The sequence below is a fragment of the Rhizobium sp. FKY42 genome (assembly GCF_005222835.1).
Classification (GTDB): domain Bacteria; phylum Pseudomonadota; class Alphaproteobacteria; order Rhizobiales; family Rhizobiaceae; genus Neorhizobium.
Map to the genome: position 1 here is coordinate 143,562 of NZ_STGA01000059.1, position 13,001 is coordinate 156,562.

Consider the following 13,001-nt stretch of genomic DNA (forward strand, 5'->3'; position numbering starts at 1 on the left):
CAATCTCCAATGATGTGAGAGGGTAAGTGTCACGCCAGGTGACGATTGTTTTCAGCAGTGCCGTCTTGGACTGATCAGGCGGAGGATCTTATTGGTTCCTCCTCCTTCGCCATTAGAAGCGCTGCGGTGAAAAGGGTTTGAGATCGCGCTCCGGTGACTTGCCGCTGACGAGATCCGCAGCAAGCCGTCCGGTAATGGGTCCCGTGGCGAAGCCGACATGGCCGTGACCAAAGGCATAGATGACATCCTTCGAGCCAGATGCCTTGCCGATAACCGGCAGGCCGTCCGGCGTTGAGGGGCGATGTCCCATCCAGCGGTCGACGGTTAGGTTTTGCAGGTTTTCCAAGCTCGAATAGGTTTTACGAGCATGATCGAGCAGGATGTCAACTCGCTCCCAGTTGGGTGGCGTATCGACGGTTGCCAGTTCTACCTGTCCCGATAGGCGAAGCCCCTGCGACGTGGGTGTATTTGCCATTCTACCATCGCTGGGCATGACCGGATGGGCTGGACCGCTGACGGCTGCATTGACGACCCCATGATAGCCCCGCTCCGATTCCAGCGGAATGCGATCGCCGGCCATTCGCGCCAAGGCCTTGGACCAGATGCCAGCCGCGATCACCGCACCGTCGCAGCGCGTGTCTCCCCTGTCAGTCCTGATTGCCTGAAGCCTGCCATCTTTCAGAACAAAGCCCGTGGCACGGGCGTTCGTCAGGCGCGCGCCCTGCTTTATCGCTTCAGAAACCAGTGCAGACACATAGCGGCCCGGATCTATGCAATGGGCTCCTGCTTCTAACAGAATGCCAAACCTGTAATGGGCAGACAAAGCTGGCTCTCGCTCTCTCAAGCTTTTCTCGTCCAACTCCCGCCAGTGGAGGCCCGTCAACCGGCGCAAATGCCAGCTTAGCTTTTCTGCTTCAAACGCGGCGCGGTCAGGATAAGCGTAAAGCAGGCCCTCATGCCTGACGAGTTCCGGGTGGCCCATATGTTCAGCCAGAGCGCAATGCCTGGCCGGGCTGTCCTTCAAAAGTGTGGCAAGCGCTTTCGCCGTCTTCTCAACTCTCGACAGGGTTGATCCTGCCAAAAGAAAGCGGGTCAGCCACGGTAGAAGTTTCAAGATGTGCTTCCAGCGAATGACCAACGGTCCATTCGGGTTCAGCAGGTAGCCAGGCACCTGCTTCCAAAGACCCGGCATTGACATGGGAACAACGGACGCAGGGCTGATCCAGCAGCCATGGCCATAGCTTGCTGCCTGCCGCCCACCCGGTTCACCCGGTTCGATGATCGTGACCTCATGGCCATCCCGCAGCAATTCAAGCGCGGTACACGCTCCAACGATGCCAGCGCCAATGACTGTAACATGCATGTTCGGCCCCTTATGAAGTGCCATTTCGTTCCTGAGTCGAGGCAGACCTTCTCCAGCGCCCTGTCAGCATGCAGGGCGAGATGGAAAGACAGCCGTGTTTTGTGTGTCGGCGTGAGGCGAACCGGATCGACCCGCCTCACGGATCGGCGGCTAGTTCAAGCCACCGTGAAAATGACTTAGGAAGGCTTGCGTCGCCGGTTCTCTGGGTTGTTCAATAACTTGCCGCGCTTCGCCTTCTTCCACGACACAGCCATCGCGCATGAAGATCACGCGGTCGGCTACGTCCCTTGCGAAAGCCATTTCGTGGGTGACAAGCAACATGGTCATGCCTTCGGCGGCGAGCGAGCGAATAACGGCAAGCACCTCACCCACCAGCTCGGGATCCAGTGCCGACGTTGCCTCATCGAACAGCATGACCTCGGGTTTCATGGCCAAGGCACGGGCTATGGCAACTCGCTGCTTCTGTCCGCCGGAAAGGCTGTCTGGATGCGCTGTCGCCTTGTCCGCCAGCCCGACCTTTGCCAGCAAATCGCGGGCAATCACCTTCGCTTCTGCCTTTGGCGTTCGCAGCACTGTTACTGGCCCTTCCATGACATTCTGTTCCACCGTCATATGGGGAAACAGATTGAAGCTCTGGAATACCATTCCGGTGCGGGCACGAAACGCCGCCAGCGCCTTGTCACCCGGCAAACTGCGGGTGCTTGAGAAATCAATCGCCTGGCTGCCGACGCGGATAAATCCCTTTTCCGGAACGGTCAGAAGATTGACGCTTCGCAGCAAAGTCGATTTGCCGGATCCACTTGGCCCAATAAGGGCGACGACGTCGCCTCTTTTCACATTCAGTGTGATGTCCTTGAGTACCGGAAAGTCGCCGAAGGACTTCTGGACACCGATCAGTTCAATCATGGTCTCGTTGTTCATGTCATGACCTTTCGCGCCGGTTTAGTGGCTGCCGCGCGCTTCGAGGCGATGTGCGAAGCGGGTCAGTGGGAAGAGAAGAATGAAGTAGATCACTGCGATCATCGTGTAGGTTTCCAGCGGTCGGTAGCTGGAAGAGGTGATCAGCTGGCCCTGATACAAAAGATCTGGCACTGCAAGGACCGAAAGCAGAGAGGTATTCTTCAACTGCAGAACCGTCTGGTTCATCAGCGGGGGAACCATGCGGCGAAAGGCTTGCGGCAGAATGACCCGCGCCATCAACTGATGTCTGCGCATGCCAAGCGCGCGACCTGCATCCCATTGACCAAGATCGACAGAGATGATTCCGCCGCGGATGATTTCACCGAAGAACGAGCCGCCGTAGAGTGTCAACGTCACGAAAGCGGCGGTCCCTGCTGACATTTCAATGCCTGTAAGCATGGGCAGCGCGTAATAACACCAGACCAGTTGGACCAGAACGGGCGTACAGCGGAAGATTTCGGTAAATGCGATAACGAAGCCACCGACTAACCGCAGGCTGGAGAGCCGCGCCAGAGCAATGATGCATCCGAGCGCAAGACCTGAAAATGCTGTCCCGATCGTGAAGCCGATGGTGTAAAGAATGCCCGTCCAGATCAAGCCCTTGTATTGCATCAGGAACCCGAAGTCCCATTGGTACTGCATCTTTGAACCCCTTTTATTATTTGGCTTTTGACATCAAGCTTCTGGCTGGCTTGAGTGGAGCCATTTGCCGAGAGTCAGAATATCGAAAACCGGAAGCCCGAACTTTCGGGAAATGTCCGCCGAGAATGGAGGCAGGTTCGTGCACTCGAAGACAAGGGCTCCTATGTCGGAATGCTGCTGAACCAGATTCTCGACGGTTACAGCCAGTTCGTCTGCAAGAGCCTTGGCATTGTAGGGCATTCCCCCCTCGATAAGTCCCCGGAATGCCCCCCCGTTCGGCAAACCCGCGATTGGCGGAATTTGATGGACACCAACCGCGTGAAAATGCCGCTCTGTTAAGGAAGCGTGATCATAGGTGATCACGCCTACTGTTTTACCTTCTGGAAGCGTCGCCAAGAGCGACGGGATCTGCAAAAGGCTGGAGGTGGCGACGGGCACAGTCAGGCGCGCCGAAAGCTGCGACTGACGAAGAGCCAGAAAGCCGCAAGAGGTTGTCAGTGCGAAGGCACCTTCTGCCACCAGCTCCTGGCCTGCTGCAACGAAGGCATCGAGAAGGTCGTCATCGTGCCCGGAAACCACCTTGCGTGCCGTAGCCCCACTAATTCGCTTGTATAGCACAGGAAACGGCCAGCTTGCAGCGTTTCCCACATCTCCGACGGGGCGCTCGAATGATGTATCGAGCATCATGATACCAAGAGGTTTCGCCATTCTTGCACCATTAGCAGAGCATGCAGCCGGGATAGAAACCCCAGCCACACGTATGATTGCGCGTAACGGATCAGGCTGAAGCCGCCACCGACCTCAGAACTGGATATCTGAAGGAATATCCTGCTTCTGGACGCCAACCAGCTCAAGGCTCGAGGTGATCCATCCGCTCATGACACCGGATGACCTGTTGAATTCGAGCCAGTTGTCCACGAAGGTGCGGAAGCGCGGACTATCTTCTGCACGGACACCGGCACAGGTTGGCTGGCGAACAATCGGGCCGGGAACGACGATCTTGCCGACATTCGGGTTTTTCTTGACGGTAACCAGCGACAGCATGGCCACTTGGATCACCGCATCGGCGCGGCCGGACTGCACGGCAAGGGTGGCCTCATCCGGCGTCTTCAGTGCCACAAGTGTTGCCTTGGGCAGAACGCGGCGAGCGAACAGATCGTGAGTGGAGCCAATGTCGACGGCAATGCGAACTTCCGGCTTGTTGAGCTCTTCCCAGCTTTTCGGTTCCATGCCCGATTTGGCGATGATCGTGAAGGTGTTCTGCATGATGGGACGTGTGAACTCGACCACCAGCGCGCGCGACGGTGTCGGGCTCAGGCCGAACATGATATCGATCTTGTTGGATTGCAGATCAAGGACAGCATTGCCCCAGGTGGTTTCGCTGATTTCGACCTCAGCTTCCAGCGACTTTGCAAGATCGCGGGCCATGCTCATACAAAAGCCGGTCCATTCGCCCGTTGCAATGTCCTTGTGATAATATGGCTCCGTTCCAACGATACCAGCAACGCGCAGCTTTTTACTGCTGCGGATTTTGTCGAAGGTCGATCCTGCCGTTTGTTGTGCGATAGCCGGTGTGGCGAGAGCCGTTGCGGCAGCGCCTGCGCCAGCGAGGCCCAGAAGGCCTGCAAATTCACGTCTGTTCATGTCAAACCCCTCATTGTTGCTCTTGTTGCTTCATGCGCTCAAATCCACCGCGGGCTCCCAGTAGCCTGTGCAGATCCTGTGTCATGCCGTCGTGCCCTTGTCAGAGCTTTCGTTATCAACAATCGACTGACCGGGGAGAAGCTTGCTGCATCTTGCTGTCCGAGGGAAATTGCGAATACTCCGTCATGCATGAGTTTTTGTCATGATGGGAAGTCACAGAATGCGCCGCTACCTGCCTTCGCTCTCCGCCTTGCATGCCTTCGAGGCAGCCGCGCGCTACATGAATTTTACCCGTGCGGCAGATGATCTTGGGCTGACGCAGAGCGGCATTAGCCGTCAGATCCGAAATTTGGAGGAGTTTCTCGGTGCCACGCTGTTTCATCGATCGGGTCCTCGCCTGGTGCTGACTGAGACCGGCGCCAACTACTATCGAAACCTCGCGCTGACCCTGGATCGGCTGGAAGAAATTTCGATTGATGCTGTGCGCGGGCGCAGTGTCGATTCGTCACTGATCATCGGCACGCATCCGACGCTCGCCTCCCGCTGGCTGCCGGAGCGGCTCGGGTCTTTCATCGGCTCCTATCCCGACATTCCCCTTGAGATCATGCCCGCGATGCCCTCGACGGATTTCGAGACGACGCGGCTTGATGTCGCCATCCTGCGTGGTGCTGGAACCTGGCTGCATGGTCGTTCAATCGAACTCTTCCCAGAACTGTTGGCGGTTGTCTCGTCTCCCGCACTCATCCCCCCCGGTAGCAAGCTTGATCCATTGCAGTTTGCAGAGTTTCCGCTGCTTCAAAATGCAGGTCGTCCAAGCCTTTGGCTCAACTGGCTCAGACTGGCGAAACTCTCATACAGCGGCCGCATCCAGGGAACGCGCTTTGCCCATCATGAGATGATCATCAACGCCGCCATCCACGGGCTGGGGCTTGCGGTCGTGCCAACTCTTTATATTAGGAATGAAATCGCCAGCGGCCAGCTTCACATGCCCTTTGGCGAGCCGGTTCGGTCGGACGACTCCTATTACTTGGTTTATCCGGAGCGAAAATCTCATAATCCCAATGTCATCGTCTTTCGTGACTGGCTTCTTCGCAGTCTTCGAAAAACGCAGCCCAAATAGCGCAATAGCAACTACAGGTAGTGGCTAACGGTCCGAATCCCTTCAAGGCGAATAACCGTAGAATTTTAAGAAGGATCTGACCGCATTCGGTTGGCTCGGTTTTACATCGACAACAGGTCTGATGATCGTTTGTTCACAAATGAGGCGTGGGAACGAACGGCACGAAGGCTGCGTGCTCGCCAGGACCATCGAGATAGGCCCAGAGGTCTGTGCCGACGATCTCGATCTGCCAGGGTTTGAAGTCCGCGCTCAGATTGTGATTTAGTACGTCTGCCCAGGGTCTCGCCAGCTTGTTCTCGATCGTGAAGTGCGGCCGCCATGGCTGCATGTCTTGTGAGCCGATCCCGGGGCAGGAGTTGGCATTTTAACGCCGCAACAATTCCTTTGAGCTTTGGTCTTTCGATCGCGAAGGTGGGCATTCGCGAGCTGGTGAGGGGAGAAGCACCTAGAATCTTTCAAAATCGACCACGGCCGTGAAGTAGACCGCTGCGGACCAACCTTCGCGCATATCGCGTTTTATGGAAAGGATGTTGGAGAACATCCTGACTGCTGAAAGCTTGCCCAAACGTGGACAGACAAGCGCAGCCCCTGGTGCTGAAACCCTAGCAAAAGGAGATGGGCCGAATGGCCCACCCGTGACCTTTTGCTCTAAATGGACGTCGGCTTACCCATTTGTATATTCCTGACCTCCTCGTAGGCCAGCGAAATCAGGTAGGCGAGGAAGAGCTGATCTGCAGCAACGGCATCTGTTTTCAGGCGCAGGATTTCTTTGGCGACCTTGTCAACGTCGAACTGCCATTTCGTGTCACCTTGAACGTCATTATCAGGCATGAAGCTGCTCCCCGGCGGAATACGCGACCGTCGGTGCCGCGGTAAGAGGCAATCCTCCCCCGATTGAATGCAGCATTTTCAAGGTGCGTTCATCGAACTTGGCGAGCACCGCAACCACATCCTCACCCTCTATCTGTCGTGGTATGCCAAGCGGGGTAACCATAAAGTTCAGTTGCACAAGGCGTAGCAGCCAGATGGGCTCCATTTCGATCACGATCTGATCTACTTCGTGATCCATTCCCCATTCGACAATGGCGGTCAGAAGCTCAGTCGCTACAGGGCTCAGCTTTCGCCCACGCTCGCGGTGCGAACGCTTGACGCAGTATCGGGTCCATTCCCAGATATTGTCACCGCATGGCAGATCGAGATCGCATAATTGTCTCAGAACAGTTGATAGTAGATGCGGCTTGGTAGTCGGAAGCAATCGCTGATACCCGACGATCTCGCCCTCTCGCTCGCACAGCATGTGGACCGCGTCGTCGTTATCGAATTGATCGATCTCTCGACCATCTGATTTGGCAAGATCACTCCACCCTTTTTCTTCGACGAATACTTGGTGGCGGAGTCGAAATGCTTGTTCCAACTTCAGTTGGTATATCGGCAGATTATCTGAAGTAACAATGTGCATCATGGCGTGCCTCCGTAAATGGTAGGCAAGCAGTATTTCCGAAACTATGGCTCAAGAAGTGGGGAAAACCCCACCTTGACGGCCATTCATGTGATTAATCCGCATCGGATGCACTCTGCGATTGCATGCGTTCTATTAACTGCACCAGTCTTGATACGAATATTATTGACGTGCTTGGCAATAGCCTTTTCAGAGACGCCCAGGATTATGCTCGTTTCCCAGTCGGTCTTTCCTGCCGCAATCCATTGAGCAACTTCGTGTTCGCGCCGAGTCAGTCTGACTGCGTGCTCTGAAGCACTTCGTCGGATTTCAAGCGCTCTGGCGAAAGCGAAACTCGAAAGCAGCGTCATTACACCTTTAGCCTCTGGAGACGCATCTACGTGTCGACCCGCGAACGAGAAGCCGACATATTCGCCATCCAGTGAAAGCATCGGGACCGTACATCCGGCGCGCAATCCAAATTCGCGCGCCTTGTCCATCACCCGACGCTCATTTACGGACAGTGTGTCAGCCGTGGTCAGGTCAGACCAGACGAATGTCTGCTTACCGAGCAGGATATGGCGGATGGTCGGATCTCTGTAGAGCATATTATGGGCAAAATAAATCTTCGCCCACTCCTCCGGCCAATGTCCAACCAGCACGTTCTTGCTCTGGTCTACAGGGCGTTGAGTCAGTCTCGGGATGAAGCCGCCAATAAAACTCTCGATGCCGAACGAGTTCGTCGTCTGTAATATCAAACGGTTGATCTCATCTACATCGTTGCAATTCTTAATCGATGTCAGAAACGAGAGTGTATTTTGAATATCAGTCGAACCAAGGCGCATTGGATAATGATCCAAATTTCTTTATTGAAATAGATGGGCTAAAAGGGGTTGCCATATGAAGGACAGTTTAACGTATGCACTATTTGTACTGGTCGGCTTAGGAGCACTTATCTCGTTGGGACGAGCCTTGAATTCTTTGATCGGACCCTGAACATAACAGACAACTCACCGTTTCTCTATTGGCATGGCCTCCTGAGACCCTTGTACGACTGCGAGCTGCCGTAGCAGCTCGACTGCAAGCATCCGGTTGCCCGCATTCAAGCGTCGAAAATATGTATTCAGCTCCATCCCGGTCTGGACGGCCGACATCCACTCATCATTGGCATGGTCATGCATGACTGACGAACAGTACCCTTTTGAGAGCCCCTGCAGAATTTGCTTCAATGTCTCCTTATCATGTTGCTTCTCAGCGAAAATTTCCATCTCCGAAAGAGATTGTGATGGGTTCTCTTCCTGAATTTTCTTCATCGTAATTTAGGTTCCTCTACGGTCAATCGTCATTTCTGATTTTAATAAAGTAATACTTGGGGAGACTATCTGAGATGGTTGAAACCTGCAATCGTTGAAGCTGTAGCGACGCCATTGACAGCGCATCAAAAGAGAACATAATAGGAACAAATTCCACCTATTGCCGGTGGGTCCTTACCCATTTCACGCGCTTTGGCGCGAAGGAGAGCGCATGTCTGCAGGCAAGAAAACAAACAGCGAGGATCAGGTTGAGATCAGCGATCTCGACGCGGCACTTGCCTATCATGACGGCGATCCGATGGCCACGATCGAGACCCTCCTGGAAGATCTGAGGCATCTTAGGCAACAGCTGGTATTGGCCGAGGGTGCAATGAGCCGAGGCATGACAAGGGGCTGGAGCCCAAGTTTCGAGCGTGCCTGATGCCAGCCGGACATTATGGTGGGCTTACCTACGCCCAGAGGAACAAGGTTCCCCGCCTTTCTGACGCGCATGAAATCGGCCAGTTCGTTCGTCTGGACTGCGCCATCTGCAAGATAAGCCGCCACTACCTGCCGGAAGATATTCAGAAGCTTTGCGGAGACGTGAATGCCTTTCAACTGAGGGGGCAGTTCCGCTGCGAGCGATGCGGGCAAAAGGATTCTGTCTCGGCCTCATTCGTCACACTCCTGGCACGTGAAAAGGTCGGCCTGGTTATTCGGAGGCTGGAGCGGATTGAGATCAAGCACGTTCCTATCTGGCGCGATGTTACCTTATGATCCGCTTGAATGAGGAGGCTACGGCATGTGCAATCTCTACAATGTTTCGACCAACCAGGATGCGATACGCGCATTGACCAAAGCGCTTGACCGGCTGGGCAATATGCCGCCTTCGCTGGATGTCTATCCGGACTACCCCGCGCCCATCGTACGCAACAATGATGGCGAGCGCGAGCTGGTGATGGTGCGTTGGGGTATGCCTTCTTCAAAGAAGGCACTTCTGGATGCAGCAACGAAGAGGGCGGATAAACTTCGAGCCAAAGGCAAAGAGGTTCATTTCGATGAACTGCTGAAGATGGAGCCCGACGGTGGCACTACGAACATTCGCAACACGAGCAGCCAGCACTGGAAGCGCTGGCTGGGTGTCGAAAACCGATGCGTGGTGCCGTTGACGCGCTTTGCCGAGCCAGATCCGGCCAGCAAGGTTGAGGGTGGGCGTACTCCCAATGCCTGGTTTGCAGGCGACGAAAGCCAGCCTTTGATGTTCTTCGCAGGTCTATGGGTGCCGCAATGGGAAAGTGTTCGGAAGGTCAAGGAGGGGCTGATCAAGACGGACTTATTCGCATTCTTGACGACACAGCCGAATGGCATTGTTGGACCGGTACATCCGAAAGCCATGCCTGTCATCCTGCGCACTGAAGAGGATATCGAGACATGGATGACCAAGCCTTGGGACGTTGCAAAAGCGTTGCAGAGGCCACTCTCAGATCGTGATCTTCTGCTGTTGAATCTGTGAAAACAATCACTCGTCAAAGCGTGACTTGGCGCTTCCGATCAGTTCCACTAACCTCGAAGAATTTAATCGAGACCTGTTTCATGAACCACAACCTTAAGACGACCGCTGACGTTCCCAAATTCGTAGATGATCTCATTGCAGCCAGTCCTGACGTGTCAGCTATAGGAGACGTCGGATATTGCGTCATCGATTTGGACGGGTCAGAAGCCGCGGCAAAGATTGCGCAAATTCTGATGGATTTTGGACCGCGTGATCATCTTTACCAAGAAATTATCGCCTGCTTCAAGGACCGTGGACGCTACATCACGATCCAAGAAGACGAACGGATCGATGACGCCTTAACATCGGGTTAGACACGTGCATCCTTACTGACGGGCGAGTCACCCGTCTCGTTTGGCCTGAAAGAAGGGCAAGCCGCCCGGTGGCCGCGTGCCATGCCTGTGGCACCGAACCTGCTTCGCCATCTCGGCCTTACGGGTCACGCCCGCTCGTCCGGAATCGTACGGTAGAAGGGTGCGGCAGGCAACCGGATCGCAGCTCTTCAGATATCAGCGCATCACAGATAAGATAGCTGAACAGCTCGAAGCAGGCGTTTGCCCATCGCATCAGCCTTGGGGCGCAAATTGTTGAGCCACCCGGTCGCTGCGCCAAAACGGCATTCCATATCCTAGCATCAATACCGTTCTCCTTTGGATGGAAGCCGCGGCGAACGGCTACAGCTCGCCTTTCTGGATAACTTACAATCAGTCGCAGGAAATCGGTGGCCAGGTCCGTAAGGGTGAAATTTGCCCTCGTCGTCTATGCCTGCGCCACCGAAGAGACCGAGGAGAGGGCAAACGGTGAAGAGATCGAGCAGAGGATCTCTTTCCTCGAAGGCTACTGCGTTTTCAATTGTGGACAGATCGACGGGTAGCTCGAAAATTTTCAGGCCGACGATTAAAACTGTCGAGGCCAAGGAACGTCTCGACCATGCCGATACGTTCTTTGCGGACACCGGAGTTGACATTCGGTTTGGCGGCAAGAAAGCCTTCAACATGATCTCTGACGATTTCATCGGAATGCCGCCCTTCGAGGCGTTCGAGTCCAAGCAAACCTTAGTGTCCACACTCGCACACGAGACGGCTCTCTGGACGCGTCATGCTGGTGGAATTGCTTCGCCCGTTTCTCAAATGATCGCCTAAAATTAGTCGGGCCTTGTGAGCTTGATTTCCGACGCTCTGCCGGCTTTGTGGCCAAGGGATCGTTGGGCATGAATCGGTTTTCTCACGGAAAATCGGCTCACACGACCAAAGGTAAGTTCCATAATTCTCATATGACGCTTTTTCTAAGGCATTGAAATAAATGAATTATTGTTCGGTTTTGATGTAGGGTGCTATCATCTAGGTCATCCGCCGGACAGCAGCGTGCTCAACCCGCAGACCGAAGACCGTGCGCTGTCAGATTGCAGCACCAGATGCACCCCAACCCCGCTTTTTATGGATGGCGTCCTGAAACAGGCCCGGGTCTCCGCCGATCAACCCTCAAGGGGTCGGTTAGCTAAAGCTACCGCCGCTCCATCTTCGCCTGCGCGGTGATCGCGACCGTTCCTGTTTCTTCCAGGAGCCATCAGCGGGAATTGGCCCGCTTCCGATGGAGCACACGAACATGGCGCACGATCTTTCTCTCGCTCAATCTTTCGCTTACCAGCTTTGCCACGACCTGATGGTGCCGATCACTCTCTTCAAATCGGGCGACGAATTCGGCGTCCTTCCGTCCGACGAACTCGATGACGAAGACGATCTGGAGATCGTGCACCAGTTCTTTCCCAACGGGTCTCATTGAGACCCGTTCGACCCTGCCGCTGGCGAGCGGTCGGCCACAAGGGAAGCTCCGCCGCGGCTGGTGCAAATCTGCACCTTGATTGCCGCACCCTTGCCCCCTCCGCTCTTCGCGGCGGGACGAAGGTGGCCCGCAGATTGCGGGAAAATGAAGGGACGGTCGCTGTGCGGCCGAAGAAAAGATGAAACGAGAAGAGCTAGAGGCGCTGCGCGCCAGGGTCAGTTGTGAAGCCCTGCTGGAGCAGGCCGGATATGAACTCGATGCGAAGGAAAGCACGCGTCGTGCCGTCAAATACCGGCGTGGCGGCAGCATCATTATTGTGACCCATGACGGACGAGGCTGGTTCGATCCGCTGAGTGACGAGAAGGGTGACGTCTTCGGCCTCGCGATGTTTCTGGCGCAGACCACGTTTCCGGCCGCCGTGGACGCTGTCGCAGCGCTGGTCGTGTTTCAGCTTTCCCGGCCGGAATGGCGTCCGTCGCGGTCTGTGGTGGCAGACGAGGCCATTGCTGACCGTTGGCGATGCCGGCGCTCGCCTTGGCCCGGATCGGGCGCGTGGCGCTATCTATCTTGGCAGCGCTTGATCCCGCCTGCCATAATCCGGCAGGCCATTCGGGAAGACATCCTGCGGGAAGGACCTTTCGGCAGCACGTGGGCGGCGCATGTTGATAGCCATGGCCGAGTGATCGGCTGGGAAGAGCGAGGGCCCGAGTGGCGCGGGTTTTCGACCGGGGGCTCCAAGCTTCTGTTCCGCTTGGGTCCGAGTGACGCCAACCGCCTTTGCATCACCGAGGCCGCGATTGACGCGATGAGCCTCGCGGCACTCGAAGGTCCACGCGAGCAAACCCTTTATCTCAGCACCGGCGGCGGGTGGTCTCCAGCGACAGATGCGGCGCTTGCCGAACTTACTCTGCGACCCGGACTGACATTGGTCGCGGCCACGGATGCCAATTCCCAAGGGGACATTTACGCAGAACGATTGCGTGCGGTCGCTGAAGCGTCCGGCTGCGACTGGCAGCGGCTCCGTCCGCCGGCAGAGGACTGGAACGAAGTCCTGAAAACCAAGGATAAGGAGAGACGGGAAAAGAAAATGGCAAAGAAGATGAGGCCTGCCGCATGCGTGCCGGCCGCATCAAGGGAAGCTTCGCCCGGCAAGAGCCGGCCCTTGACCCGTCCGGACACGGACGCAGCAACGCGGGAGGGGTCATGAA

18 protein-coding genes are annotated in these 13,001 nt (G+C 55.6%); 8 read left to right on the forward strand and 10 right to left on the reverse strand.

All coding sequences use genetic code 11. The annotated features are described in order from the left end of the window. Nucleotides 1-112 precede the first annotated feature (112 nt). From E8M78_RS19890 to E8M78_RS19910, 5 genes are all read right to left on the reverse strand, one after another. Nucleotides 113-1,387 (reverse strand): FAD-binding oxidoreductase, encoded by a 1,275-nt coding sequence (locus tag E8M78_RS19890; RefSeq protein WP_205910268.1) that lies wholly within the window; start codon nucleotides 1,385-1,387, stop codon nucleotides 113-115. Between the two features lie 126 nt (nucleotides 1,388-1,513). After that, on the reverse strand, nucleotides 1,514-2,284 hold the full coding sequence (locus E8M78_RS19895) for an amino acid ABC transporter ATP-binding protein (RefSeq protein WP_137136699.1): 771 nt from the start codon (nucleotides 2,282-2,284) through the stop codon (nucleotides 1,514-1,516). A 21-nt stretch (nucleotides 2,285-2,305) separates the two neighbouring features. Then, the gene (locus E8M78_RS19900) at nucleotides 2,306-2,965 is read right to left on the reverse strand and encodes an amino acid ABC transporter permease (protein ID WP_137136700.1); all 660 of its coding nucleotides are present in this window, start codon (nucleotides 2,963-2,965) and stop codon (nucleotides 2,306-2,308) included. 33 nt (nucleotides 2,966-2,998) lie between these two features. Beyond that, the gene (locus E8M78_RS19905; RefSeq protein WP_137136701.1) at nucleotides 2,999-3,673 is read right to left on the reverse strand and encodes an aspartate/glutamate racemase family protein; all 675 of its coding nucleotides are present in this window, start codon (nucleotides 3,671-3,673) and stop codon (nucleotides 2,999-3,001) included. A gap of 93 nt (nucleotides 3,674-3,766) precedes the next feature. After that, nucleotides 3,767-4,609 carry a transporter substrate-binding domain-containing protein gene (locus E8M78_RS19910; RefSeq protein WP_137136702.1) on the reverse strand — a complete coding sequence of 281 codons (843 nt, stop codon included), beginning with the start codon at nucleotides 4,607-4,609 and terminating at the stop codon, nucleotides 3,767-3,769. A gap of 220 nt (nucleotides 4,610-4,829) precedes the next feature. Here E8M78_RS19910 and E8M78_RS19915 point away from each other — a divergent pair, with 220 nt between their 5' ends. Beyond that, nucleotides 4,830-5,729 carry a LysR substrate-binding domain-containing protein gene (locus tag E8M78_RS19915; protein ID WP_137136703.1) on the forward strand — a complete coding sequence of 300 codons (900 nt, stop codon included), beginning with the start codon at nucleotides 4,830-4,832 and terminating at the stop codon, nucleotides 5,727-5,729. Between the two features lie 133 nt (nucleotides 5,730-5,862). On the opposite strand, the gene E8M78_RS19920 is transcribed toward E8M78_RS19915, so the two are convergent. The 5 genes from E8M78_RS19920 to E8M78_RS19940 form a co-directional block, all read right to left on the reverse strand. After that, a complete protein-coding gene (locus E8M78_RS19920) occupies nucleotides 5,863-6,057 on the reverse strand; it encodes a hypothetical protein (RefSeq protein WP_137136704.1) in 195 nt (64 codons plus the stop codon). A 320-nt stretch (nucleotides 6,058-6,377) separates the two neighbouring features. Next, nucleotides 6,378-6,560, reverse strand: coding sequence for a hypothetical protein (locus tag E8M78_RS19925; RefSeq protein ID WP_137136705.1), 183 nt, complete (start codon nucleotides 6,558-6,560; stop codon nucleotides 6,378-6,380). Further along, nucleotides 6,553-7,191 carry a GNAT family N-acetyltransferase gene (locus tag E8M78_RS19930; RefSeq protein ID WP_137136706.1) on the reverse strand — a complete coding sequence of 213 codons (639 nt, stop codon included), beginning with the start codon at nucleotides 7,189-7,191 and terminating at the stop codon, nucleotides 6,553-6,555. Before E8M78_RS19930 ends, E8M78_RS19925 begins: the two co-directional genes overlap by 8 nt. Nucleotides 7,192-7,274: 83 nt before the next feature. Continuing rightward, entirely contained in the window at nucleotides 7,275-8,012 is a 738-nt protein-coding gene (locus E8M78_RS19935) for a LuxR family transcriptional regulator (RefSeq protein WP_137136707.1), read from the reverse strand. Nucleotides 8,013-8,177: 165 nt separating this feature from the next. Continuing rightward, a complete protein-coding gene (locus E8M78_RS19940; protein ID WP_137136708.1) occupies nucleotides 8,178-8,480 on the reverse strand; it encodes a hypothetical protein in 303 nt (100 codons plus the stop codon). A 211-nt stretch (nucleotides 8,481-8,691) separates the two neighbouring features. Between E8M78_RS19940 and E8M78_RS19945 the strand changes: the two genes are divergently transcribed. The 7 genes from E8M78_RS19945 (at nucleotide 8,692) to E8M78_RS19980 (ending at nucleotide 13,000) form a co-directional block, all read left to right on the forward strand. Continuing rightward, entirely contained in the window at nucleotides 8,692-8,901 is a 210-nt protein-coding gene (locus E8M78_RS19945) for a hypothetical protein (protein ID WP_137136709.1), read from the forward strand. Then, on the forward strand, nucleotides 8,901-9,236 hold the full coding sequence (locus E8M78_RS19950; protein WP_137136710.1) for a hypothetical protein: 336 nt from the start codon (nucleotides 8,901-8,903) through the stop codon (nucleotides 9,234-9,236). The genes E8M78_RS19945 and E8M78_RS19950 overlap by 1 nt, the downstream gene beginning before the upstream one ends. Before the next feature lie 25 nt (nucleotides 9,237-9,261). Further along, nucleotides 9,262-9,972: an SOS response-associated peptidase gene (locus E8M78_RS19955; RefSeq protein ID WP_137136711.1), complete on the forward strand. Its 711-nt coding sequence runs from the start codon at nucleotides 9,262-9,264 to the stop codon at nucleotides 9,970-9,972. Nucleotides 9,973-10,052: 80 nt separating this feature from the next. Then, nucleotides 10,053-10,325, forward strand: a complete 273-nt coding sequence (locus E8M78_RS19960) for a hypothetical protein (RefSeq protein ID WP_137136712.1) — start codon at nucleotides 10,053-10,055, stop codon at nucleotides 10,323-10,325. 486 nt (nucleotides 10,326-10,811) lie between these two features. Continuing rightward, nucleotides 10,812-11,153: a zincin-like metallopeptidase domain-containing protein gene (locus E8M78_RS19970; RefSeq protein WP_137136714.1), complete on the forward strand. Its 342-nt coding sequence runs from the start codon at nucleotides 10,812-10,814 to the stop codon at nucleotides 11,151-11,153. Nucleotides 11,154-11,616: 463 nt separating this feature from the next. Further along, nucleotides 11,617-11,793 carry a hypothetical protein gene (locus tag E8M78_RS23445; protein WP_170973490.1) on the forward strand — a complete coding sequence of 59 codons (177 nt, stop codon included), beginning with the start codon at nucleotides 11,617-11,619 and terminating at the stop codon, nucleotides 11,791-11,793. A gap of 178 nt (nucleotides 11,794-11,971) precedes the next feature. Then, the gene (locus tag E8M78_RS19980; protein WP_137136716.1) at nucleotides 11,972-13,000 is read left to right on the forward strand and encodes a DUF3991 and toprim domain-containing protein; all 1,029 of its coding nucleotides are present in this window, start codon (nucleotides 11,972-11,974) and stop codon (nucleotides 12,998-13,000) included. The last annotated feature ends 1 nt before the right edge of the window (nucleotide 13,001 follow it).

Bases quoted from the DNA above. Each gene is read 5' to 3' on its own strand.
- E8M78_RS19910 (WP_137136702.1), bottom strand. From the start codon at position 4,609: ATGAACAGACGTGAATTTGCAGGCCTTCTGGGCCTCGCTGGCGCAGGC.
- E8M78_RS19930 (WP_137136706.1), bottom strand. From the start codon at position 7,191: ATGATGCACATTGTTACTTCAGATAATCTGCCGATATACCAACTGAAG.
- E8M78_RS19940 (WP_137136708.1), bottom strand. From the start codon at position 8,480: ATGAAGAAAATTCAGGAAGAGAACCCATCACAATCTCTTTCGGAGATG.
- E8M78_RS19905 (WP_137136701.1), bottom strand. From the start codon at position 3,673: ATGGCGAAACCTCTTGGTATCATGATGCTCGATACATCATTCGAGCGC.
- E8M78_RS19960 (WP_137136712.1), top strand. From the start codon at position 10,053: ATGAACCACAACCTTAAGACGACCGCTGACGTTCCCAAATTCGTAGAT.
- E8M78_RS19955 (WP_137136711.1), top strand. From the start codon at position 9,262: ATGTGCAATCTCTACAATGTTTCGACCAACCAGGATGCGATACGCGCA.
- E8M78_RS19900 (WP_137136700.1), bottom strand. From the start codon at position 2,965: ATGCAGTACCAATGGGACTTCGGGTTCCTGATGCAATACAAGGGCTTG.
- E8M78_RS19920 (WP_137136704.1), bottom strand. From the start codon at position 6,057: ATGCAGCCATGGCGGCCGCACTTCACGATCGAGAACAAGCTGGCGAGA.
- E8M78_RS19980 (WP_137136716.1), top strand. From the start codon at position 11,972: ATGAAACGAGAAGAGCTAGAGGCGCTGCGCGCCAGGGTCAGTTGTGAA.
- E8M78_RS19925 (WP_137136705.1), bottom strand. From the start codon at position 6,560: ATGCCTGATAATGACGTTCAAGGTGACACGAAATGGCAGTTCGACGTT.
- E8M78_RS19935 (WP_137136707.1), bottom strand. From the start codon at position 8,012: ATGCGCCTTGGTTCGACTGATATTCAAAATACACTCTCGTTTCTGACA.
- E8M78_RS19890 (WP_205910268.1), bottom strand. From the start codon at position 1,387: ATGGCACTTCATAAGGGGCCGAACATGCATGTTACAGTCATTGGCGCT.
- E8M78_RS19895 (WP_137136699.1), bottom strand. From the start codon at position 2,284: ATGAACAACGAGACCATGATTGAACTGATCGGTGTCCAGAAGTCCTTC.
- E8M78_RS19945 (WP_137136709.1), top strand. From the start codon at position 8,692: ATGTCTGCAGGCAAGAAAACAAACAGCGAGGATCAGGTTGAGATCAGC.
- E8M78_RS23445 (WP_170973490.1), top strand. From the start codon at position 11,617: ATGGCGCACGATCTTTCTCTCGCTCAATCTTTCGCTTACCAGCTTTGC.
- E8M78_RS19950 (WP_137136710.1), top strand. From the start codon at position 8,901: ATGCCAGCCGGACATTATGGTGGGCTTACCTACGCCCAGAGGAACAAG.
- E8M78_RS19915 (WP_137136703.1), top strand. From the start codon at position 4,830: ATGCGCCGCTACCTGCCTTCGCTCTCCGCCTTGCATGCCTTCGAGGCA.